At 58.9% G+C, this 21,812-nt stretch carries 23 protein-coding genes; 14 read left to right on the top strand and 9 right to left on the bottom strand.

What is annotated here, in order from left to right:
- Window positions 1-77 precede the first annotated feature (77 nt).
- On the bottom strand, window positions 78-1,544 hold the full coding sequence (locus HNQ50_RS03595; protein ID WP_184097622.1) for a protein adenylyltransferase SelO: 1,467 nt from the start codon (window positions 1,542-1,544) through the stop codon (window positions 78-80).
- A gap of 181 nt (window positions 1,545-1,725) precedes the next feature.
- On the opposite strand from HNQ50_RS03595, the gene HNQ50_RS03600 reads away from it, so the two are divergent.
- The 3 genes from HNQ50_RS03600 (at window position 1,726) to HNQ50_RS03610 (ending at window position 4,637) form a co-directional block, all read left to right on the top strand.
- Window positions 1,726-2,223, top strand: coding sequence for an aminoacyl-tRNA deacylase (locus HNQ50_RS03600; protein WP_184097624.1), 498 nt, complete (start codon window positions 1,726-1,728; stop codon window positions 2,221-2,223).
- A 27-nt stretch (window positions 2,224-2,250) separates the two neighbouring features.
- A complete protein-coding gene (locus tag HNQ50_RS03605; protein WP_184097626.1) occupies window positions 2,251-2,805 on the top strand; it encodes a cob(I)yrinic acid a,c-diamide adenosyltransferase in 555 nt (184 codons plus the stop codon).
- 77 nt (window positions 2,806-2,882) lie between these two features.
- Window positions 2,883-4,637, top strand: coding sequence for an ArnT family glycosyltransferase (locus tag HNQ50_RS03610; protein ID WP_184097628.1), 1,755 nt, complete (start codon window positions 2,883-2,885; stop codon window positions 4,635-4,637).
- 104 nt (window positions 4,638-4,741) lie between these two features.
- Here the strand turns inward: HNQ50_RS03610 and HNQ50_RS03615 are convergent, their stop codons facing one another.
- The 7 genes from HNQ50_RS03615 to HNQ50_RS03645 form a co-directional block, all read right to left on the bottom strand.
- On the bottom strand, window positions 4,742-5,785 hold the full coding sequence (locus HNQ50_RS03615; RefSeq protein ID WP_184097630.1) for a bifunctional UDP-4-keto-pentose/UDP-xylose synthase: 1,044 nt from the start codon (window positions 5,783-5,785) through the stop codon (window positions 4,742-4,744).
- A gap of 88 nt (window positions 5,786-5,873) precedes the next feature.
- On the bottom strand, window positions 5,874-6,791 hold the full coding sequence (locus tag HNQ50_RS03620) for a formyltransferase (RefSeq protein ID WP_184097632.1): 918 nt from the start codon (window positions 6,789-6,791) through the stop codon (window positions 5,874-5,876).
- Window positions 6,788-7,732, bottom strand: a complete 945-nt coding sequence (locus tag HNQ50_RS03625; protein WP_184097634.1) for a glycosyltransferase — start codon at window positions 7,730-7,732, stop codon at window positions 6,788-6,790. Before HNQ50_RS03625 ends, HNQ50_RS03620 begins: the two co-directional genes overlap by 4 nt.
- 126 nt (window positions 7,733-7,858) lie before the next feature.
- Window positions 7,859-8,986 (bottom strand): DegT/DnrJ/EryC1/StrS family aminotransferase, encoded by a 1,128-nt coding sequence (locus tag HNQ50_RS03630; protein WP_184097636.1) that lies wholly within the window; start codon window positions 8,984-8,986, stop codon window positions 7,859-7,861.
- Between the two features lie 8 nt (window positions 8,987-8,994).
- Window positions 8,995-9,366: an SMR family transporter gene (locus tag HNQ50_RS03635; RefSeq protein ID WP_184097638.1), complete on the bottom strand. Its 372-nt coding sequence runs from the start codon at window positions 9,364-9,366 to the stop codon at window positions 8,995-8,997.
- Window positions 9,363-11,006 (bottom strand): phospholipid carrier-dependent glycosyltransferase, encoded by a 1,644-nt coding sequence (locus tag HNQ50_RS03640; RefSeq protein WP_184097640.1) that lies wholly within the window; start codon window positions 11,004-11,006, stop codon window positions 9,363-9,365. The genes HNQ50_RS03635 and HNQ50_RS03640 overlap by 4 nt, the downstream gene beginning before the upstream one ends.
- Window positions 11,007-11,117: 111 nt before the next feature.
- Entirely contained in the window at window positions 11,118-11,744 is a 627-nt protein-coding gene (locus HNQ50_RS03645) for a Smr/MutS family protein (protein ID WP_184097642.1), read from the bottom strand.
- Between the two features lie 185 nt (window positions 11,745-11,929).
- On the opposite strand from HNQ50_RS03645, the gene HNQ50_RS03650 reads away from it, so the two are divergent.
- Entirely contained in the window at window positions 11,930-12,106 is a 177-nt protein-coding gene (locus HNQ50_RS03650; protein WP_184097644.1) for a hypothetical protein, read from the top strand.
- A 97-nt stretch (window positions 12,107-12,203) separates the two neighbouring features.
- Here the strand turns inward: HNQ50_RS03650 and trxB are convergent, their stop codons facing one another.
- Complete coding sequence (trxB, locus tag HNQ50_RS03655) at window positions 12,204-13,157, bottom strand: thioredoxin-disulfide reductase (protein ID WP_184097646.1); 954 nt, start codon at window positions 13,155-13,157, stop codon at window positions 12,204-12,206.
- Window positions 13,158-13,415: 258 nt separating this feature from the next.
- Here trxB and HNQ50_RS03660 point away from each other — a divergent pair, with 258 nt between their 5' ends.
- The 10 genes from HNQ50_RS03660 (at window position 13,416) to HNQ50_RS03705 (ending at window position 21,752) form a co-directional block, all read left to right on the top strand.
- Window positions 13,416-14,117 (top strand): ABC transporter permease, encoded by a 702-nt coding sequence (locus tag HNQ50_RS03660; RefSeq protein WP_184097648.1) that lies wholly within the window; start codon window positions 13,416-13,418, stop codon window positions 14,115-14,117.
- Window positions 14,105-14,677, top strand: coding sequence for a hypothetical protein (locus HNQ50_RS03665; protein WP_184097651.1), 573 nt, complete (start codon window positions 14,105-14,107; stop codon window positions 14,675-14,677). The genes HNQ50_RS03660 and HNQ50_RS03665 overlap by 13 nt, the downstream gene beginning before the upstream one ends.
- A 130-nt stretch (window positions 14,678-14,807) precedes the next feature.
- Window positions 14,808-15,785 (top strand): MlaD family protein, encoded by a 978-nt coding sequence (locus HNQ50_RS03670; RefSeq protein ID WP_184097652.1) that lies wholly within the window; start codon window positions 14,808-14,810, stop codon window positions 15,783-15,785.
- 3 nt (window positions 15,786-15,788) lie between these two features.
- A complete protein-coding gene (locus HNQ50_RS03675; protein ID WP_184097654.1) occupies window positions 15,789-16,610 on the top strand; it encodes a hypothetical protein in 822 nt (273 codons plus the stop codon).
- A gap of 192 nt (window positions 16,611-16,802) precedes the next feature.
- Window positions 16,803-17,522, top strand: a complete 720-nt coding sequence (rpsB, locus tag HNQ50_RS03680; protein WP_184097656.1) for a 30S ribosomal protein S2 — start codon at window positions 16,803-16,805, stop codon at window positions 17,520-17,522.
- 91 nt (window positions 17,523-17,613) lie between these two features.
- Complete coding sequence (gene tsf / locus HNQ50_RS03685; protein WP_184097658.1) at window positions 17,614-18,489, top strand: translation elongation factor Ts; 876 nt, start codon at window positions 17,614-17,616, stop codon at window positions 18,487-18,489.
- Window positions 18,490-18,730: 241 nt separating this feature from the next.
- The gene (gene pyrH, locus HNQ50_RS03690) at window positions 18,731-19,450 is read left to right on the top strand and encodes a UMP kinase (RefSeq protein ID WP_184097660.1); all 720 of its coding nucleotides are present in this window, start codon (window positions 18,731-18,733) and stop codon (window positions 19,448-19,450) included.
- A gap of 118 nt (window positions 19,451-19,568) precedes the next feature.
- On the top strand, window positions 19,569-20,126 hold the full coding sequence (gene frr / locus HNQ50_RS03695; protein ID WP_221302972.1) for a ribosome recycling factor: 558 nt from the start codon (window positions 19,569-19,571) through the stop codon (window positions 20,124-20,126).
- A gap of 53 nt (window positions 20,127-20,179) precedes the next feature.
- Complete coding sequence (gene uppS / locus HNQ50_RS03700) at window positions 20,180-20,944, top strand: polyprenyl diphosphate synthase (RefSeq protein ID WP_308419128.1); 765 nt, start codon at window positions 20,180-20,182, stop codon at window positions 20,942-20,944.
- A 1-nt stretch (window position 20,945) separates the two neighbouring features.
- The gene (locus HNQ50_RS03705; RefSeq protein WP_184097665.1) at window positions 20,946-21,752 is read left to right on the top strand and encodes a phosphatidate cytidylyltransferase; all 807 of its coding nucleotides are present in this window, start codon (window positions 20,946-20,948) and stop codon (window positions 21,750-21,752) included.
- The last annotated feature ends 60 nt before the right edge of the window (window positions 21,753-21,812 follow it).

Genomic DNA, 21,812 nt, shown 5'->3' on the forward strand with positions numbered 1-21,812 from the left:
CGCGATTATCCCAGCCCGCGTCTGTCGCGTAAATCACATTCGGCATGTTTTTTTGACAGGCGTATTACAACGGAATATCAGGACGAACAAGACACAGAAAGATCTGTGGCCCAGTCGGGCGCTGGTGCAGCATAAGCGGCAAATTCCGGGTTTTCGGTAAACGGTTGTGAAAGGCAGGCATGCAGTCGGCTGACTTCGCTGTAATCCCCTTGCTGGGCGAGGCGGATTGCCGTCTCCGCCATGTGATTTCGCAGCACATACAACGGGTTGGCGGCGCGCATGCGGCGGGCAATTTCATCCGGGCTCTGGCCAGTTTGCAGGCTGCGCGCCAGATAGAGCGCCAGCCAGGCGTCAAACGCCTCCCGATCCACAAAACGGTCACGCAGCGGGGATGCCAATGGCTGGTCATCGTGGGCCGCGGCCAGATCGCGCCAGAAGGTAGTCCAGTCGGTGCGGCTGGCATGCATCAGGTTCAGGAGGTCGGTCAGCAGGGTCCAGTCTTCATCTTGCCAGTCAGCCAGCCCCAGTTTGGCCTGGAACTGGTCGGCAAAGGCGCTTTCGAACAAGTCCTGGAAACGATGCAAGGCGGCAATAGCGGCCTCTTTATCCAGCAAGGGCAGCAAAGCTTGCGCCAGGGCGTTGAGGTTCCACAGCGCCACCTGCGGTTGCTGGTTGTAGGCGTAACGGCCGCTGTCGTCGCTGTGGTTGCAGATGTGGCGGGCGTCAAACCCATCCATAAAGCCAAACGGACCGTAATCGAGTGTCAGGCCCAGAATGGACATATTGTCGGTGTTCATCACGCCATGACAAAAGCCTACGGCCTGCCATTGCGCAACCATGCTGGCGGTTCGGGCAATCACCGCCTCCAGCAAAGCAAGCGCGGGTGAGGGCGCGTCTGCGCATTCCGGATAGAAATGCTGGATGGTCCAGTCGGTGAGGGTACGCAGATGCTCATGTTCATCATGATGGCTGTAGTACTCAAAGTGACCAAAACGCACGAAAGTGGGCGCGACGCGGGTGACCACGGCGGCGGTTTCCCGCGTTTCCCGCCAGACGGGTGTGGGCGAGGCGACCAGGGCCAGTGCGCGGGTGGTGGGAATGCCCAGGCCATGCATGGCCTCAGAACACAGGTACTCACGGATGCTGGAGCGCAGCACCGCCCGCCCATCGGCGTGGCGTGACCACGGTGTCGGGCCTGCCCCCTTGAGCTGGATTTCCTGGATGTGCCCTTGTGCATCCGGCAGTTCTGCAATCAGGATGGCCCGGCCATCACCCAGTTGCGAGACGTACACGCCAAACTGGTGGCCGCAATACACACTCGCCAACGGCATGGTGTTGTCCAGAATGCGGTTGCCGCCCAGATAATCATCAATGCCGGCGTGGTCCTGGGGGTTGGCGTGCAGCCCCAGTTCTTTGGCCAATGCGCTGTTCCATGCCACCAGTTGCGGTGTCGCCAAAGGTGTGGGCGGCACGTGCGCAAAAAAGCGCGACGGCAGGGTGGCAAAGCGGGGCGAAAGGGGCGACTCGGCAAAGGCGTGGGGCACGGGCTGATCCTGACCGGTAGAGGTGATCAATAGTTGAGTGATTCAATCGGGTATTCTATCAGAAATGGCCCAGAAAAACCGGCCAGGACCGGGTGGCCCGTAGCAGGAAGCTGCCGCAGCGGGTGCTGACAGGGTAAACTCGCGGGCTGGCAAGCCGGTCATGGCAACAAGTGAGAACAGGATGAGTGAAAAAATCCCCGTCACTGCGGCGATCCGCACCCTGCGGCAACACAAGGCCGTCTACACCGAACACCTGTACGAGTACGAAGAAAAAGGCGGCACGGCGGTGTCTGCGCGCGAGTTGGGTGTAGCTGAACACGCGGTGATCAAAACGCTGATCATGGAAGACGAAGACAAGCAGCCGTTGATCATGCTGATGCACGGCGATTGCGAGGTCTCGACCAAGAACCTGGCACGGTTGCTACACAAAAAAACCATCCGGCCGTGTACACCGGAGATCGCCAACAAGCATTCTGGTTATATGGTGGGTGGCACGTCGCCGTTTGGCACGCGCAAGGCCATGCCGGTGTATATGGAGCGATCCATCACGGCGCTGGCGCAGATCTACATCAATGGTGGCAAACGCGGGTTTCTGGTTGCCCTTGCACCAGCCACGGTGGAGGCCATTCTCCAGCCGACGCTGGTCGACGTGGCGATTGGCCATGATGAAACCCACTGACGACAGCAAACATACGGAGCGACACCCATGGGCAACCGCCTGAGCAAGATCACCACGCGTACAGGGGATGACGGCACCACCGGTCTGGGCGACGGCTCACGCGTGAGCAAGGACGATTTGCGTATCCATGCCCTGGGCGAGGTGGATGAACTGAACTCGCAACTGGGTGTGCTGCTGTGCGAAACCCTGCCCGCGGCGGTGCGTGACTGTCTGGTTCGGGTGCAGCACGATTTGTTCGACCTGGGCGGTGAGTTGTGTATTCCGGGGCACACCGCGATGACGCAAACACAATTGCTGCGCCTGGATGAAGCGCTGGCCGACTTCAACGCCGAACTACCGCCGCTTAAAGAGTTCATCCTGCCTGGCGGCACCCGCGCCGCAGCCCTGCTGCACGTAGGGCGCTGTGTTGCCCGCCGGGCAGAGCGCAGCCTGATTGCGCTACGCCGGGAACAAGCAGTGGCGGATGCAGCGGTGCACTACCTCAACCGGCTTTCGGATCTGCTGTTTGTGCTGGCACGCGTTGCTAACCGGGCACAGGGTGAGGGCGATGTGTTGTGGCAGCCGGGTCTGAACGCACATTGATCCGGCGTGACCTTGCGCCTCTCACCGTCCTGCGGGTTCCCCCGTTTTCAAATCTTCTGTTATTTGCCCATAAATGAATGCGTAGCCTGAATCTATCTTCTTCCTCCCGTGCGGGTAGCGAACTACCGCACCGCTTGCCCGCTATCTCTGGCTGGTTGCTGCTGATCCTGTTGCTGGCCTGGCTCCTGCCAGGGCTGGTGGGCCACGAGCCATGGAAGCCGGATGAGGCCTATACCTTTGGTCTGGTCCAGCACGTGGCCAGAACCGGGGACTGGGTAGTGCCCACGCTGGCCGGCGAACCCTTCATGGAAAAGCCGCCCATTTTCTTTATCAGCGCGGCCTGGTTTCTGCGGGCGTTTGGGGACATCTTGTCGCCGCCTGACGCCGCGCGCCTTACCGCCGGCTTCTGGTTAGTACTGACCATGCTGGGCTCCGCGCTGGCCGCACGTCGTATCTATGGCGAAGGCGCGGGCCGCTGGGCCATATTGCTGCTATTGGGCTGCCTGGGCTTGCCGTTGCGTGGCCACCAGATGGTGACCGACCTGGCGCTCTTTGCCGGGGTGGCGTGGGGTATCTGTGGCATGACCTGGGCACCGGTACGGCCGCTGGCAGGCGGCCTTGCGCTGGGGCTGGGTGGCGCCGTGGCTTTTCTGGCCAAGGGCTTGCTTGGGCCCGGCTGCCTGGGATTGACGGCCGTGTTGTTGCCCCTGCTGGTGCCCGGTTACCGCAACGGCCGCTACGGCCTTGCGTTTGTGATTGCACTGATCGTGGGTTTGCCGCTGCCAGCGCTATGGGTAAGCCAGCTTTATGCGCGTGACCCGGCGTTGTTTGGCTTGTGGCTATCGATCAACAACTTTGGCCGCTTCAATGGCACGGCCCATCTGGGGCCGACGGCAACGCGGTTCTTCTATCTGAAAACATTGCCGTGGTATGCCTTCCCGGCGTTGCCACTGGCGCTCTGGGGCTTTTGGCGCGCCTGGCGTGGCAAAGTGCAGTTGTCCGTTGCAATGGCCCCGGCTTTGCTGTTTTTCATGATCAACCTGTCGGTGCTGATCCTGGCCTCGGATGCACGTGAACTGTACGCCATGCCCTTGCTGGCCCCGCTGGTGTTGCTGGGGCTGGCCGGGCTGACCATGTATCGGGATCAGTCCCGTGGCTGGAGCAGCGTATCGATTCTGGTTGCGTTGCTGGCTACGCTTTTACTGGCTGCGGGGGTGGTGTGTGGTTATGCACTGGCAACCGGGACACCGCCAGCGGTAGAGGCTTTGCTGACGCGCCGCACCTTTGCGGGCTGGACGCCTGCCTGGCATCCGGCCGCGTGGGTGGCTTGTGCCTTGCTGGTGGCCGTGGTGCTGGGCTTGTGGCGGAGAGTAGAGCGCAATACACCGGCCGGTTTTGTCTGGCGCTGGACCTTGCTGATTACGCTGATCTGGGGGGCGATTGCTACCTTGTGGTTGCCCGCACTGGACTTTGGCATGCGCTATCGCGAAGTGTTTGTCGCGCTCAAGCCGGCGCTGGACAAACCTGTGGCACAGAACGAGTGCGTGGCGAGTGTCTGGCTGGGTGAGCCGCAACGTGCCTTGCTGGATTACTACGATGGCATGCGTACACGCCGTCTGGAAACCATGCCGGATGCCTGGTCTTGCCAGTGGCTGCTGGTACAAAGCCGTTCCGGGCAGTTACCAGCGATGGCCAAGGGCGTTGAGCCTGTGGCGGTGGCAAGTCGCCCCGGCGACGATACCGAGCGTTATATGCTGTACCACTTTGATCAGCCGGTGCGGCAGTTATGGCCGGTGTCTGATCCATTGCCGGGAAAAAGCCAGGCGAAGTAATGCGGTGGTGCTGGCAATAAAAAACGGGAGGCGAGCCTCCCGTTTTTTATTGCCTTACTCACGCGGCATGCCGGCAAGCTATTGCAGGCATGCCGCAGAACAGATCAGTCCACCAGTTCGCGGGCAGCGCCAACCTGGTTTTTGTACGCATCAAAAATACCCTTGAGTGCGTCAGCCATGCTGGTGGTCGGTGCCCAGTTCAGATCGGTCTTGGTGTTGTCGATCTTCGGCACGCGGTTTTGCACGTCTTGATAGCCCTTGCCGTAGTACTCACCCGACGTGGTTTCAACCACTTGCACCTTGGCGACGCCATCGGCGTATTCCGGATACTTTTTCGCCAGTTCGATCATCATGGAAGCCAGATCGCGGATGGAGTAGTTGTTGACCGGATTGCCGATGTTGTAAATCTGGCCCGATGCCTTGCCATCCTTGTTTTCGATGATCTTCATCAGCGCATCGATACCGTCATCAATGTAAGTGAAGGCACGCTTTTGATGGCCGCCGTCGACCAGCTTGATGGTCTCGCCACGGGCAATGTGACCCAGGAACTGGGTAATCACGCGGCTGGAGCCTTCCTTCGGGGTGTGGATGTTATCCAGACCGGCACCAATCCAGTTGAACGGACGGAACAGTGTGTAGTTCAGACCTTGTTCCATGCCATAAGCGTGGATCACGCGATCCATCAACTGCTTGGAGCAGGAGTAGATCCAGCGCGGCTTGTTGATCGGGCCGCAGATCAGTTCGGAGTTCTCCGGATCAAACTCGTCGTCATGGCACATGCCATAGACTTCCGAGGTGGACGGGAAGACCAGATGCTTCTTGTATTGCAGCGCCTGACGCACGATCGGCAGGTTGGCTTCAAAGTCCAGCTCGAACACGCGCAGCGGATTGTTCACGTAGGTGGACGGGGTAGCAATGGCCACCAGCGGCAGCACCACGTCACACTTCTTCACGTGATACTCGATCCATTCCTTGTTGATGGTGATATCACCTTCAAAGAAGTGGAAGCGCTTGTGATCCAGGAATTCACTGATCTTGTCAGTGAACATATCCATACCGAACACTTCCCAGTCGGTAGTCTCCAGAATGCGCTTGGTCAGGTGGTGGCCGATAAAACCGTTCACGCCCAGAATCAGCACTTTTTTCATCTTCTTTGTCCTTCTCAGGTGAAACCAGCAAATTAATCAATCAATTTAAAATCAGGGTCGACGCGCCATGGCGGCGACCGTTCACGCTTCAAACCAGCGGCAACGCCCCGCCCGCAATGCGGGTCAGGGTTTCAGCCGTCAGGGTCTGGCCGGCGAGTTCGGCATCAAATACACGCAGCACGCTACCATCGGCACTGCGGGCAAACAGTCGGTCTGCTTCGCTGAACAGGGCCACCGGGCCGGTGGCGCCGTTGCCGGCAACAACACGGGTACGCCACAGGATCAAACGACCATGCGGTGTGTCGGTAAACGCGCCTGGATACGGATGGGTGACGGCGCGGACCAGATTATGAACCTGCGTAGCCGACTGTTGCCAGTCTATCCGCCCGTCTTCCGCCTTGCGGCCACCAAAGTAGCCGCCCTGGCTGAGGTCTTGCTGCGTGAAAACAGCCGTGCCATCCAGTAAACCCGGCAGGGCGTTATACAGGCACTGTTCTGCTGCGACAGTGACCTTCACAAACACTTCTTCTGCCGTGTCATCGGGCAGGATGGGTACGGCTTGCTGCGCCACCAACGGGCCATTGTCCGGCTTGACGTTCATGACGTGCAAGGTGGCACCGGCTTCGGTTTCGCCCTTGATGATGGCCCAGTTCACCGGCACGCGGCCGCGATACTTGGGCAGCAGGGAGCCGTGCATATTGAACGCGCCACGTTTGACGGACTCCAGCAACGGGGCTTTCAGCATGTTGCGGTAGTAGAAACTGAACAAAAAGTCCGCGTTCAGCGCGGCAACCTGTTGTTCTACTTCTGGTGTGTTGGGGTTCTCTGGCGTGATGAACGGGATATCGTAATCCCGGCAGACCTGGGCCACGGAACCAAACCAGATGTTCTCGTTGGGGTTGTCTTCATGCGTGACCACCAGTGCGACATCGACACCGCGGGCCAGCAGCACCTTCAGGCAGCGCACGCCAACGTTGTGGTAAGCAAAAACAACGGCGCGACTCATGCCTCGTCCTTCTTTTCCAGAATGGCGCTGATCAGGTAACGCGGCCGCTGGCGAACTTCGTGGTAAATCCGGCCGATGTACTCACCCAGAATGCCGATGCCAAACAGCGTGATCCCGATCAGGAAGAAGGCAATGGCAAACAGCGTGAACAGACCGCCGACTTCCGGCCCGACGAAAATACGGCGACCGATCAGCACCAGCACCAGCACGGCAGAGAAAAACGAAATCACCATGCCCAGCATGGAGAACGCCTGCAGCGGCACAATAGAGAACCCGGTCATCAAGTCAAAATTCAACCGGATCAGGCTGTAGAGCGAATACTTGGACTCGCCTGCATGACGCTCTTCATGGCCGACAATCACTTCGGTCGGGTTTTGCGAGAACGAATACGCCAGCGCCGGAATGAAGGTATGCATTTCCGCGCATTGGTTGATCAGGTCGATAATGCGGCGATCATAGGCGCGCAGCATGCAGCCCTGATCGGTCATCTTGATCTTGGTGAGCTTCTCGCGCAGGTGATTCATGGCGCGGCTGGCGACATGGCGCCAGACCGAGTCATTACGCTGGCGGCGGATGGAGCCCACGTAATCGTGGCCCTTGTCCATTTCTGCCAGCAAGGTGCCGACGTCTTCCGGCGGGTTTTGCAGGTCGGCATCCATGGTGACAATGCGCAGGCCACGGGCGTTTTCAAAGCCGGCCAGAATGGCGCGGTGCTGGCCAAAGTTGCCGTTAAGCAAAATCACGCGCGTCACGTCCGGACGCTTTTCATACTGCGCAGCCAGCATGCCGGCAGAGCGATCGCGGCTGCCGTCATTCACAAACAGCACTTCATAACTTTTGCCCAGGGCATCCAGCGCCGGGTAGAGCCGGTCGAACAGGGCCTGTAGACCCGCTTCTTCGTTGTAGACAGGAATAACGACCGTAACTTCAGGTTGGCTCATAAGGGTTTGGCTATCGTCGTAAGTGGAAGAGGCCGGGCGCTGCCCGACCTGGTTCCGGTTGATTGTATTGTTGTTATGTCGCAGTCATGCCCGTTTTGCACTGACTGACCGATATCCGCGCGGGGCTCAGCGCTTCAAGACCGGTTTGAGCACGGTAGTGAGCGCGGCACACACGCGGTCTACATCTTCGTCTTTCATGCCCGGGAACAGCGGCAGGCTGACGGTGGACGCGCCCACGTGTTCGGCGTGCGGATACATGCCTTCTTTGTAACCGCGTTCACGGTACAGGGTGAACAGATGCAGGGCCGGGTAATGAATGCCGACACCAATGCCCTGGTCTTTCATGCGATCAATAAACTCGCCACGGCTGATGCTCATGTTCTTGAGCGGCAGCAGTGGCTGGAACATGTGCCAGTTGCTGTCGTCAGACTCGGGCGGCAGTTCCAGGCCCAAATCACGGTCGATCAGCTTGAAGTAGCGTCTGGCCAGTTCGGCGCGGCGCGCGTTGAACTCATCCAGACGCTTCAATTGCCCCAGGCCCACTGCGGCGGAGACATCCGTGAGGTTGTACTTGCCGCCGGGCAGGTCGCAATCCATGGTGCCGTCCGGAAAGCGCGTCACGCCTTGCAGTCGCCATTTCACGAACTCGCGCACTTCTTCGTCGGTATTCATGACCAGCGCACCGCCTTCGGTGGTGGTCATGTTCTTGTTCGGGTGGAACGAGATCGAACACAAGTCGCCAAAGCTGCCGACGCGCTGGCCGCCCCAGGTGGCGCCTTGCGATTGCGCTGCATCTTCCAGCACGCGCAGATTGTGTTTTTTGGCGATCGCATACAGGCGGTCACGATCGACTGGCAAACCGGCCAGATCCACCGGCAGGATGGCCTTGGTGCGCGGGGTGATCGCGGCTTCAACCTTGTCCAGATCAATATTGCGCGTGCGCGGATCAATATCCACCAGTACCGGCATGGCGCCGGCGTTGATGATGATGTTGGTGGTCGCCACCCAGGTCATCGGCGTGGTGATCACTTCATCGCCCGCGCCAATGTTCATCAGTCTGAGGGCGATTTCCATGGCGCCCGTCGCTGAATTGACCACGCGCACCGGCCGCCCGCCGAAATAAGCCGACAGCCCGGCTTCCAGCGCCTGCACTTTAGGGCCGCTGGTGATCCAGCCGCTGCGCAGCACGTTGGCGACGTCGGCAATGGTTTCTTCGTCGATGGTAGGGCGGGTAAACGGCAGAAAATCAGTCATGGATGAACTTAACTCCGGGCAATCAGGTAAACGCCAACAATGATGATGCCAATGCCAGCCACGCGCTGGGTAGACAGCGCCTCGCCAAATAACTGCCAGGCAAGGATGGCGTTGACAACGTAACCAATGGACAGCATCGGGTAGGCCACACTGACCTCAACCCGGGAGAGCGCCATGATCCATACCACCACGCTGATCACGTAGCAGGACAAGCCGGTGATGATGTAGGGATTGGTCGCCAGCTGCCAGCCAATCGGCAGGGCATTGGCTGCAGAAAACTCAAAATGGCCGATATTGCGCACGCCGGCTTTCAGGGCCAGTTGGGCGCCGGCGTTGAGCAGCACGCCAATCAGGATCAATACGAATTCAAGTGCTTTCATGGTCGGGTAATCACAAGGCGACGCGGGTCGCTGGTCAAAATGCTCATGGAGAGGCCCAGTTTTTGCAGCTTCTCATACGTGGTCTGGGTGACAACGGCCATGGGGGCCTGGTCGGTTTGCCAGCGGCGGGCAAATTCGTCCATATGGATGAGTTTGTCTGGCTCAGCTTTCTGGCCGGTTTCAAATTCATCTACATAATCCACAAATTGCAGTGTGCGCTTGAGATAAAACGGCAAGCTTTGATCGTAGTACTCCACGGCATAGAGCGTGGTGCTGGGCGTGATATGGGGCTTCATCGCCTGCACGAGGTAATAGCTGGAGTTGGTGACCGCAAACGATTCATGCCCAAGCATGGGAATCTGAAAGCCAATCACGCTGCCAATCACCGTGGCGGCAATGGCCGCGCATTTCTGGTTACGGCTGGCGAGCATCCACGTGGCAACGCCCGTGGCCAGCAAGACCATGCCGGCTGCCACCAGCCACCATGAATAGATGTGATTGATCTCTTGCGGCGTGCGTACGCTGCCGGTTTGCCCGAAGAAATACGCGCCAATGATCACCGCCAGACCCAGCAAGGCCACCCAGCCCAGGTGCCAGCGCACCGCGCGGGCCGAGAGCTTGTCCAGTACTTGCGCGGCCAGCATGGCCAGTGCCGGGAAAATCGGCAGGATATAAGACGGCAGCTTGGAGTCAGACTTGGAGAAAAAGGCAAAAATGAAAACCGCCCAGATCAGCAAGAAACGGTTGGCCTGAAACCGTTGGGTTTCATCTTTCTGCCAACCCAGCTTGAGCGCCTGCGGCAACAGCGACGTCCACGGCAGCATGCCGGCAATCAGGACCGGGATAAAATACCAGACCGGGCCCAGCCGATGATGCTCTGTCGTGGTAAAGCGCTGAAAGTGCTCATGCACGAAGAAGAACCACAAGAACTCGGAATTGGCGCGGGAGACAAACCAGAACCACGGCACGGTAATGACCAGCATCACCAACAAACCCTTGCCAATATGCAGCCGCAGCCACAGGCGGGCATCACGCTGAATCAGGGAGTACAACACCAGCACCGCGCCCGGCAGCACAATGCCGATCAGGCCCTTGGACAAGATGGCCAGACCCATGGCGGCCCAGCAGGCCACCATCCAGTTGCGGTTTTCGTCTTCAGTGGCGTCTTTGCGCTGGGCCAGCATGAACGCACCCATGCCCAGCGACATGAAAAAGCTCACGCCCATATCCAGCGTCAGAAAGTGACCATTGGCCATCCACCAGACGCAACTGGCCAGAATGGCGCCGGTCAGCCATGCCACGCGCTCGCCCCAGAAACGACGGGAGACAAGAAAAGCAAACAGGACACCCAGAAAGCCGGTCAGACCCGGCCAGAGGCGCGCGGCAAATTCATTTTCGCCCAGCAGTTTGAAGCTGGCGGCAGTACCCCAGTATTGCAGGGCCGGCTTTTCGAAATACTTGATGCCATTCAGGCGGGGCGTGACCCAGTCGCCAGAGACCGCCATCTCGCGGCCGATCTCGGCATAACGGCCTTCATCCGGCGTGATGACCTTGCGATAACCCAGTGTGCCGAACCACAGTACCGCAAACAGCACCACAATCAGGACCCGGAAACCGGGACGGGAAAAGAAGGCGTTCATCGGATCACGCTAGTATGAAAACGCGGCATTGTACCTGAATGGCCGCCTGGAGGGCTTAGGGCAAGCTTAAGCCGCCTGTTACAGACTTTTACGGGCGCTGCGGGCGATGCGTTATTTCTCTCGCCAGCCTTTGAGCAACACCAGTACAGCACCAGCGCCGCCGTCAACCGGGCGTGCCTGGCTAAAGCCCAGCACTTCATCTCGCTGGGCCAGCCAGTTCTTCAGTTTGAGCTTGAGTACAGGCTCGCGGTTTTTCGAGCCCAGGCCCTTCCCGTGAATAATACGCACACAGCGCTTGTTGGTGCGCCGGCATTGCAGCAGAAACTCGGCCACCGCCAGCCGGGCGGTATCTGTGGTGTGCCCGTGCAGGTCCAGTTGTGCCTGGACCACCCATTCGCCACGCCGTAATTTGCGCAGGGTTTCCAGCTTCAGGCCGGGCCGGATGAACAAGAGTTCTTCGCCGCTTTCCAGTTCATCCCACGGCCACAGGTCAGACATGGCTTCGGCCATGACGGCGGCTTCATCTTTTTCACGCTGGCGCGGCCACGGGCTGGGTCGCGCGCGCGCATGTTCCACAGTGGCGGGGCGATAAAGCGGCATAACGCCCTTGGTCGCCGCAATAAAGAGTTCGTGGTCTGTCGGTTCCGGTGGTTTGATCGGGGCCGGCTTGGGGGCGGCAGCGGCCTGTTTAAGCGTCTTTTTGATTTCCTTGAGGCGCTGTTTCGGGTCGGAACTCATGGCTGGGCAGGTTGGAGCGGTAATGCCCGCAACATAACATGCGTATGGCGGTTGTGGCATCCGGCTGTAAGGCGTTGGGCCGGAAAGGCGAGAAAGCGCAAAGGCAATGGCGATATTCCCACCCGCGGGCAGAGCGCGCTGCTTTTAGTATTGGTGTTTTAGTTTTGTGTTCTGGAGTGTTGCCGATGCCAAATCCTCAAACTGATCTGCCGCCGCAAACGCCGCCTGTGGCTGAAGATCCGCAGCGCCCCGGCCGGCAAGCGGTCAAAAAAGAAATCGTGAGCCCGCCGCCGGTGCGTGATCCGGCGCCATCCCCGGGCGATCAGCAGGGCATCTCCGTTGTGGTGCGCAGCTACGGTTGATCTGGCGTCACTACGCAACAACAAATCGACAAATCGACCAATAAAAAAGCCGCATCCAGAGAGGCGGCTTTTTTTAATGTGGTTCTGACAACAAGGCTTAGCGCAGGGTTTCCAGGTAGCGATCCGCATCCAGCGCGGCCTGGCAACCGCTGGCGGCGGACGTCACAGCCTGGCGGTAGATATGATCCTGCACATCGCCGGCGGCAAACACGCCTGGCACGCTGGTCGCAGTGGCATTGCCATCGCGGCCGCCCTTGGTGATCAGGTAGCCGGTGCTGTCCATTTCCAGCTGACCCTTGAAAATGTCGGTGTTCGGCTTGTGGCCAATGGCAATGAATACACCCGCCAGTTCGACATTCTTTGTGCTGCCGTCTTGTGTGGACTTCAGGCGCACGCCGGTCACGCCGGTGTTGTCGCCCAATACTTCGTCCAGGGTTTGATGGGTTTCCAGCGAAATCTTGCCTTCAGCCACTTTGGCCATCAGGTGATCGACCAGAATTTTCTCGGCGCGGAAAGTGTCGCGGCGGTGAATCAGGGTCACATGGTTGGCAATATTGGCCAGGTACAAGGCTTCTTCCACGGCAGTATTGCCGCCACCGACCACGGCGACGCGCTGGCCACGGTAGAAGAAACCGTCACACGTTGCGCAAGCCGATACGCCCTTGCCGGCAAATGCTTCTTCGCTAGGCAGGCCGATGTACTGAGCCGAAGCGCCGGTTGCCACAATCAGTGCGTCGCACGTGTATTCGCCAGAGTCGCCCACCAGGCGGATCGGCTTTTCGTTCAGGTAGGTGGTGTGGATGTGGTCAAACAGGATTTCCGTACCAAAGCGTTCTGCATGCTTTTGAAAGCGCACCATCAGTTCCGGACCCTGCACGCCGTCGGCGTCGGCAGGCCAGTTATCCACTTCCGTGGTGGTGGTGAGTTGACCGCCCTGGGCAAGGCCGGTAATCAGCACAGGCTTGAGGTTGGCGCGGGCGGCGTACACGGCTGCGGTATAACCGGCCGGGCCAGAGCCCAGAATCAGCAGATTGGAATGTCTGGTGGACATGGGAAAATTCCTGTGTAGATGGAGGGCTTGAATTTTGTCGTTAGTCTAATTCATTGGATCGGGTCGATCTAATCGAAATTGACTATGGCGCTGATTGCCCCGGCACAACGCCTTCAGGTGCAAAGAAGCGGGTTAACTACCGAGAGAGCTTGGGGCTGGCGATGGGCTTTTCCAGAGCGCAGCGTCCGCCGGCCTTTGTGACAAGGGCAAAATGCACGTTATAGTGACCGCTGTCTTTCATCGGGCTTTACATTTTTCATGCTGCGCCGCCTGTTTTCCCCAGTGCTTGACCCGCTCTCCGGCTTGCGCCATGCGCCAGCCAGGCGCGTATTGCTCAAGCAAATCTATTTCACCGGTAATGAGGCGGCGCTGCTGGTTTTGCTGGTTGGCTTTGCGCTGGGCGGTATTGTGGTGGCGATGTTGCATGGCCAATACGGCCAAAGTCAGGAGGCCGCCCTCCGTCTGCTGGCGTCCTTGGGGTTCAAGGAGATCAGCCCGTTACTGGCCGCGATTATTCTGGTGGCGCGTTCATCCTCGGCGGTGGCGAGTGAACTGGCGACCATGCAGGTTCATGGCGAAATCCGCAGTCTCTATCGCATGGGGATTCCGCTGGGTGGCTATCTGATCATGCCGCGCGTGCTGGGCATGACCGTTGCCTGTGTTGGCCTGTCATTTTACCTGGCAGTCGCCGCACAACTGGGTGGTGCCTTGCTGGGGGCGGGGGCCGATGTGACTTATCAAGTGTCCGAATTGGACCGCATGCTCACCCTGGAACAGGTGCTGACCTGCATGGCCAAGGCGGCGCTGTTCGGTATGGGCACCAGTTTGCTGGCGTGCCATGTGGGCTTGCGGGTCGGGCCGTATGTCACGGATATCCCCAAGGCATCCTCCCGAGCGGTAGTGCGGGGGCTCAGTGCGATTTTTGTGCTGGATTTCATGTGGTCGCTATGGCTCTCCTGAAACTGTCTGGCGGGATTGAGCAAACGCTGGAGCCGGGTCAGCGTTACTGGCTGATCTGCGGCAATGAACAACAAATGCAGCAACGCTTTGACGCGTGTGCCGAGGTGCTGAATCCGTTGGCGCCCGGGCAGATTGGCGCGCTGGAAGGCACTGGTGGTTTGTTAAGCAATTTGCGGGTGTGGGAGAACCTGGCCCTGCCGGCCTGGTATCATCGCCAACAATCGCTAGCCCAGCTAGAGGTCCGCTTCCAGGAAGCGTTTGCGCAATTGGGGCTGGAGGGCAAGGCGCTAACCCAGTTGGCCGCGGCCTTGCCCGCCAGTCTGGATCGGGAGCGCAAGCGGCAATTGGTGCTGGTGCGTGCCTATATGCAGGAGGCCAGGTATTTGCTGGCAGATCAAGACTGGTTTGGCTGGATAAGTCAGTCTGCGCCGCACGCCTGCAAAGATTTGTTTGAGCGCATGACATTGGCGGTGCCGCTGGTGGTGGTGGGCATTGGTGCCCCGGACCCGGCGCTGCATATGCAAGAGATTCTGCCATTGCCACAAACCGAAGTCTGGTGAAGTGCGCTGTGGCTGGTGCAGATATGCTGGCGTGTTTGGCAGAACTTCAGCATATATATAACTAAAAAGTAACACGGCCCGCCCTGATGGGGTGGGTCAAAACCGCTTGTTTTGATTGCCGGATCGATTGATGCCCATTAAATATCTCAAGGACACCGATGCCCGTTTCCAGTGGCTGGGCTGGCGGGTCGGTGTGTTCATTGTTGCTGGTTTTCTGTGCTTTGTTGCGCTGGTGGTGTTGCTGGCCATTCGCCAGGGTTATTTCACACCCAAAACGCGGCTGTCTTTTGTCGCAGAAAGTGGCAACAGTATGAGCACTGGTATGCAAGTGCGTTTTTCCGGCTTCAAAATCGGCGTGGTGGATCGTGTTGCACTCAATGACCAAGCCAAAGTCGACGTCGAACTGCTGGTGGAGAACCGCTATCTGAAATGGGTCAAGCCCGACTCGGTGGCGCTGTTGCAGCAAGATGGCTTTCTGGGCGACCACTATATAGAGATCGCTGGCGGCACGGCCACGGCAGCCCCTATTCAGGAGGGTGGCAAGCTCGTCTTTGCGCCAGTGATGGGTCTGTCTGAAATTGCGGCAGACCTGCGCCAGCGGACGATTCCGGTGATCGATTCGATTCATGACACGCTTGATTATCTGAATGACCCCAAGGGGGACGTGCGTGGCACCGTGGCCAATCTGAACCAGTTCAGTGCTGAGCTGCGTGAAACCCGCAAAACACTGGATCAGGTGTTGCAGCATCTGGATCAAGTCGCCGCCAAAGACTTGCCCGCCACGCTGGATCAAGCCACCCAGGCTGCCCGCCGCGCAGACCAGGTGCTGGCCCAGGCAGACCGGGCGGCTTCTGATGTGGCTACCCGCCTGCCGGGTATTCTGGATAATGCCAACCGCACCGCCAGTGAGGCCGCGGCGCTGGCGACGACCGCGCGCAAGGCGGTGGATGGCGTCGCGCCGCAATTGCCCTCCATTGTGCGTAATGCCGGGGATCTGGTGCAGAGTGGCGATGATCTGGTGAACGGCGCGCAACGCAGTTGGCCGTTCCGCAACTGGGTCAGTGCGCCGGATGCTTCGGCGCCGGTGCCGGAAAGCCGGGGGGAGTGAGCCATGCTGCGTCAGCATTTACTGTATTTATTGCTGTTGGCGGCTGGTGCCCTGGTGGCTTGTAGTTCCGCGCCGACGCCACCCACGCCGGCCATGACGGTCGCCACCCAGGCGCGCACTGCCATGGCTAGCGCTAACCGGGCGGGTCATCAACAGCGCTGGGAGGATGCGGCCGTGCAGTGGCAGATTGCGCTGACGCTGTTCCAGTCGGCAGATGACTGGAACGGGCAGGGCGAGGCACGACTGGGGCTGGCGAATGCCCAGGCGCGTCTGCATCAATCGCAGCAGGTGATCTCCACGCTGAGCGCCATGAACTCGCCCTTGTTCAGCAAGGCGCAACGCGCTCAGGCCACTTATCAACTGGCCTTGCTGGCCATGCCTGATGCACATGCGGCCACCGCGTTATTGCAACAATCGCAAACCTTGTGTGGCGCTGATTGCGCCATCGCTCCGCAATTATCCAATCTGGCAGCCCGCATTCGTCTGCAGCAAGGCGATGCGGCCGGGGCTTTGCAGCTCGCCAATGCAGTGCTGGCGCAAGGCGATGCCCTGCCGGTTGCGGAACGGGCCCATGCGTTGCGGCTGATTGCACAGAGCCATCTAGTGCAAGGGCAGCCGGCGGCAGGCTGGCAAACCCTGCAGCAAGGGTTGGCGCTGGACCGCACTCTGGCCAACCCAGCCTGGCTGGCCGATGACTTTGCGCTGCAACTTGAGCTGGCGAGGGCGCTGGCAGATCAGTCTTTGCAGGCCGACGCGCAGGCACGCCTGACCAGCGTGTGTGCCACTACGGATGCACCGGCCTGTACCGGGGTGCGGGCACCATAAATACGGGCTGCGTGTTTGTTGTTCCGGGCGACTTGAGCGAGTTGTCACAATCAGGTTATAATCTTGCGCTTTCGCATTTCGCGGAAATCTTCCCGGTCCGCCATTAAGGGTGCGCCACTCAGGGTCAATCAATTATCTGACCCGGCGTGCAACGCGGACGGTAGGCCATAACCCTTATCGGAGTTCAGTTTTATGTCTATCAGCATGCGTCAGATGCTCGAAGCGGGCGTCCACTTTGGTCACCAAACCCGTTACTGGCATCCCAAGATGAGCCAGTACATTTTCGGTGCTCGCAACAAGATTCACATTATCAACCTGGAAAAGACCCTGCCGCTGTTCGAAGAGGCGCTGAAGTACGTGCGTCGTCTGTCGGCCAACAAGGGTACTGTCCTGTTTGTTGGTACCAAGCGCCAGGCTCGCGAAATCCTGGCTGAAGAAGCACAACGCGCCGGTATGCCGTTCGTTGATCACCGCTGGCTCGGCGGTATGCTGACGAACTTCAAGACCGTCAAGCAGTCCATCAAGCGTCTGGAAGACCTGACCGCTATTCTGGCTGATGAAAACAACGGCTACGGCAAGAAAGAACTGCTGGACATCAAGCGCGAAGTTGAAAAGCTCGAGCGCTCGCTGGGCGGCATCAAGGATATGAAGGGTCTGCCGGACGCGATCTTCGTGATCGACACTGGCTACCAGAAGGGTGCCATCGTTGAAGCCCAGAAGCTGGGTATTCCGGTGATCGGTGTTGTTGATACCAACAACAACCCGGAAGGCATCAACTTCATCATCCCGGGTAACGATGACTCCTCCCGCGCTATCCGTCTGTACGCCCGTGGCGTGGCTGATGCCGTGCTGGAAGGCCGTAACCAGGCTGTGCAGGAAGTCGTGGAAGCTGCTGCTGAAGCGCAAGCGTAATTTCAGCTCGCTAGAATCTGCATGAAAAAGGGGCGTTGCGCCCCTTTTTCGCAAGTATCCAGAGACACATTCGAATTTCAGGAGAATCACTATGGCGGAAATTACCGCAAAATTGGTCGGCGAACTGCGCGAACTGACCGGCATGGGCATGATGGAATGCAAGAAGGCCCTGGTTGAAGCGGGTGGCGATATCAAGGCTGCTGAAGAAGCGCTGCGTATCAAGTCCGGCAACAAGGCTTCCAAGCTGGCCGGTCGTACCGCTGCTGAAGGCACCGTGGCTGCATTCATCTCCGGCGACAAGAAGCTGGGCGCGCTGATCGAAGTGAACTGCGAAACCGACTTTGTGGGCAAGGATGCCAACTTCCTGGCCTTTGCCGCGCTGGCCGTGAAAGCCGTTGCTGAATCCAACGTGACCGACGTTGAAGCCCTGGCGAACGTGACCGTTGACGGTGCTACCGTTGAAGAACACCGCAAGGCTGTGATCTCCAAGCTGGCAGAAAACATCACTCTGCGTCGCGCCGTGCGTTACGAAACCAACGGTCAACTGGCCGCTTACCTGCACGGCTCCAAGATCGGCGTGCTGGTGGCTCTGCAAGGTGGTGACGAGCAACTGGGTAAGGATATCGCCATGCACGTGGCCGCTTCCAAGCCGGTGTGTGTGTCCAAGGACCAGGTTCCGGCCGAATTGCTGGAATCCGAACGCAAGATCTACACCGCGCAAGCTGCTGAATCGGGCAAGCCGGCTGATATCGTTGCCAAGATGGTTGAAGGCCGCGTATCCAAGTACCTGGCTGAGGTGACCCTGCTGGGTCAGCCGTTCGTGAAGAATCCGGACCAGACCGTTGAAAAACTGCTGGCCGAGAACAGCGCCAAGGTGGATGCATTCACCATGTTCGTGGTGGGTGAAGGGATCGAGAAGAAGGTTGTGGACTACGCCGCTGAAGTGGCTGCCGCTGCCAAGGTCTGATCGTCGCATCGCGCCCGGTTTTTCCCATGCTGTGCTATAACGGCTCAGACAGGGTAAAGACGGGCGAAACCGGCAAGTGTCTACCTTGCCCGCACCAAACAACAACGCCGCGCGGCGACGCGCGGCGTTTGTTCGCCCGGTGTGTACTTCGCCATGTTCGAGTGGCATCGCAAAGTGCATACTTCGGCTGGCCAAGAGCCGGCCCGTCACATCCTCAAGATACCTCACAAAAGGAACCCGAATGAGCCCCGATACCAAATACAAACGCATCTTGGTGAAACTGTCTGGTGAGGCCCTGATGGGAGAGGACAGCTACGGTATCAACCGTGTCACCATCGAGCGCATTGTCCAGGAAATCAAGGCCGTGGTTGATCTGGGCGTGCAGGTCGCCATTGTGATCGGTGGCGGTAATATCTTCCGTGGCGTGGCACCGGCTGCTGCCGGTATGGATCGCGCTACCGCCGACTACATGGGGATGCTGGCAACGGTCATGAATGCACTGGCCCTGCAAGATGCCATGCGTCACGCTGGCATCGTCAGTCGCGTGCAGTCCGCGCTGACCATTCAGCAGGTGGCAGAGCCTTATATCCGCGGCAAAGCCATCCGTTATCTGGAAGAAAACAAGGTGGTGATTTTTGGGGCCGGTACCGGCAACCCGTTCTTCACCACGGATACGGCTGCAGCACTGCGCGGTATGGAAGTGGGTGCAGATATTGTGCTCAAGGCGACCAAGGTGGACGGCGTCTATACGGACGATCCCAAGAAGAATCCGGATGCAGTGCGTTATCACACCGTCACGTTTGACGAAGCCATTTCCCGTAACCTCAAGGTTATGGATGCCACTGCATTTGCGCTCTGTCGCGACCAGAAAATGAACATCAGTGTATTCAGCATCTTCAAGGCTGGCGCGCTCAAGCGCGTGGTACTTGGGGAAGATGAAGGTACGCTGGTACACTGCTAAGTTACGTCGGGTCTTGGGCTGGACCCATGGTTTTCTTGCCGGTCGTGATAAAATGCGGCCGGTTTTTGATTTGGCGTGACCCACTGCAATGCAGGCCACGCTTGATGAGGTTTGAATCATGATCGCTGACTTGAAGAAAGATACCGAAACCCGCATGCAGAAGACGCTCGAGGCGCTCAAGACCGACCTGATGAAGGTCCGTACCGGTCGCGCCCACACCGGCCTGCTGGATCATATTCAGGTGGATTACTACGGCTCTTTGGTGCCGGTAAACCAGGTGGCCAACGTGTCCCTGTCCGATGCCCGGACCATTGCTGTGCAGCCGTACGAAAAGACCATGGTTGGCAAGGTGGAAAAGGCCATTCGTGACTCTGACCTGGGGTTGAATCCGGCCACCAATGGCGACCAGATCCGCGTGCCGATGCCCATGCTCACCGAAGAGCGCCGCAAAGACCTGATCAAGGTGGTACGCACCGAAGCCGAAGGCGCTCGCGTATCGACCCGCAATATCCGTCGCGATGCCAATAACGACCTGAAAAACCTGCTCAAGGACAAGGAAATCTCCGAAGACGAAGAGCGTCGTGGCCAGGAAGAAGTGCAAAAGCTGACTGACAAATACATCGCCGAGGTCGACAAGGCCCTGGCTGAAAAAGAAAAAGAACTGCTGACGGTTTAAGTCTGCGTTGCTGCGGTCGTTGTCGAAAGTCCTCAAAGAGGTGACGGGTGAGTATTTTTCGTAGTTCCACGCTGGAAACCCCGGACGAGCTGTCTGGCGTACCCGGCCACGTTGCAATCATCATGGATGGCAACGGGCGCTGGGCCAAACAGCGCCTGATGCCCCGCGTGTTCGGCCACAAAAAAGGGGTCGATGCGTTACGGGCGACGGTCAAAGCGTGTGACAAGCTGGGCATCCGGTATCTCACCGTATTTGCCTTCAGTAGCGAAAACTGGCGCCGCCCGGCCGACGAAGTCTCTTTTCTGATGGGCTTGTTTCTCAAGGTGCTGCAATCCGAGGTGGATCGCATGCACGAGAACGGCATTCGCCTGAAGATCGTGGGTGACCGCAGCCATTTTGCGCCCGAGTTGGTGCAATGGATTGAATCTGCTGAAGCACGCACTGCCGGCAATGCCGGCGTCACGCTATCTATTGCTGCGGATTACGGTGGCCGCTGGGATATCTTGCAGGCGACCGAATGCATGCTGCGGGATCGCCCGGAGCTGGCGGGGGCGCGGATAGAAGAATCTGATCTGGCGCCGTATCTCGCCATGGCTTATGCGCCGGAGCCTGATCTGTTTATCCGCACCGGCGGCGAGCGTCGCATCAGTAACTTCCTGTTGTGGCAGCTGGCCTACGCCGAACTCTATTTCACCGACATGCTCTGGCCTGACTTCGATTACGACGCCATGGCCCAGGCCGTGGCCTGGTATCAGGGGCGTGAGCGCCGGTTTGGCCGGATCAGCGAACAACTGCACCCACAAAGCGCGGCGTCCTGAAATGCTGATTACCCGAGTTCTGACTGCACTGGTTTTGATACCGCTGGTTTTGTGTGCGCTTTATTTGCTGCCCCATTCTGGCTGGGTGGTGTTTGCCGCGCTGGTCACCGCACTGGGCGCGTGGGAGTGGGGTGGTTTATGCAAGCTGGGCTCCGCCGGCCGCATTGCCCTTGGTGTCACAGTGGGTGTGCTGGTTGAGTTGCTGGCGCCGCCTGAGTTCTTTGTGTTCCGTGAACCGTGGGTCTGGCCGGTGCTTGCCGTGGCGACGGTGTTCTGGGTTGTTGTCGCCCCGTTGTGGCTCAAGTTTCGCTGGAATCTGCAAAGCACCGCGCTCAAGGGCTGTCTGCCTGGCATTTTGTTGCTGGTCGCTGCAGGTATTGCGCTGGCCGCGTTGCGGGCGCAGGCTGGTGCTTCCGGCTTGCTCGCCGTCATGGTCGTGGCCTGGGTTGCAGATACGGCGGCGTATTTTTCCGGCAAGGCCTTTGGCAAGCACAAGCTGGCCCCCGCCATTAGCCCGGGAAAAACCTGGGAAGGCGTAGCTGGCGCGTTGATTGCAGTGGGTATCTACGTCGTGGTCATGGGGCATGTCGCCGGAATTGTCTGGTGGAAAATGCTGCTGGCAGGTTGGTGTCTGACCGCCGTGTCCATTGTGGGTGACCTGATGGAGTCCCTGTTCAAGCGCCAGGCCGGCATCAAGGATAGTAGTCAGTTGCTGCCAGGTCATGGTGGTGTGCTGGATCGCGTAGATAGCCTGATTGCCTTGCTGCCTGTGGCGGCGCTGGCGTGGCCCTGGCTGATTCAGGCATGATTCCGGCCGCTGTGCCGGCATGCTGATTAATCTCGACAAAACGAATTTCGGGCAGTAACC

This window comes from Silvimonas terrae, assembly GCF_014202765.1.
Classification (GTDB): Bacteria; Pseudomonadota; Gammaproteobacteria; order Burkholderiales; family Chitinibacteraceae; genus Silvimonas; species Silvimonas terrae.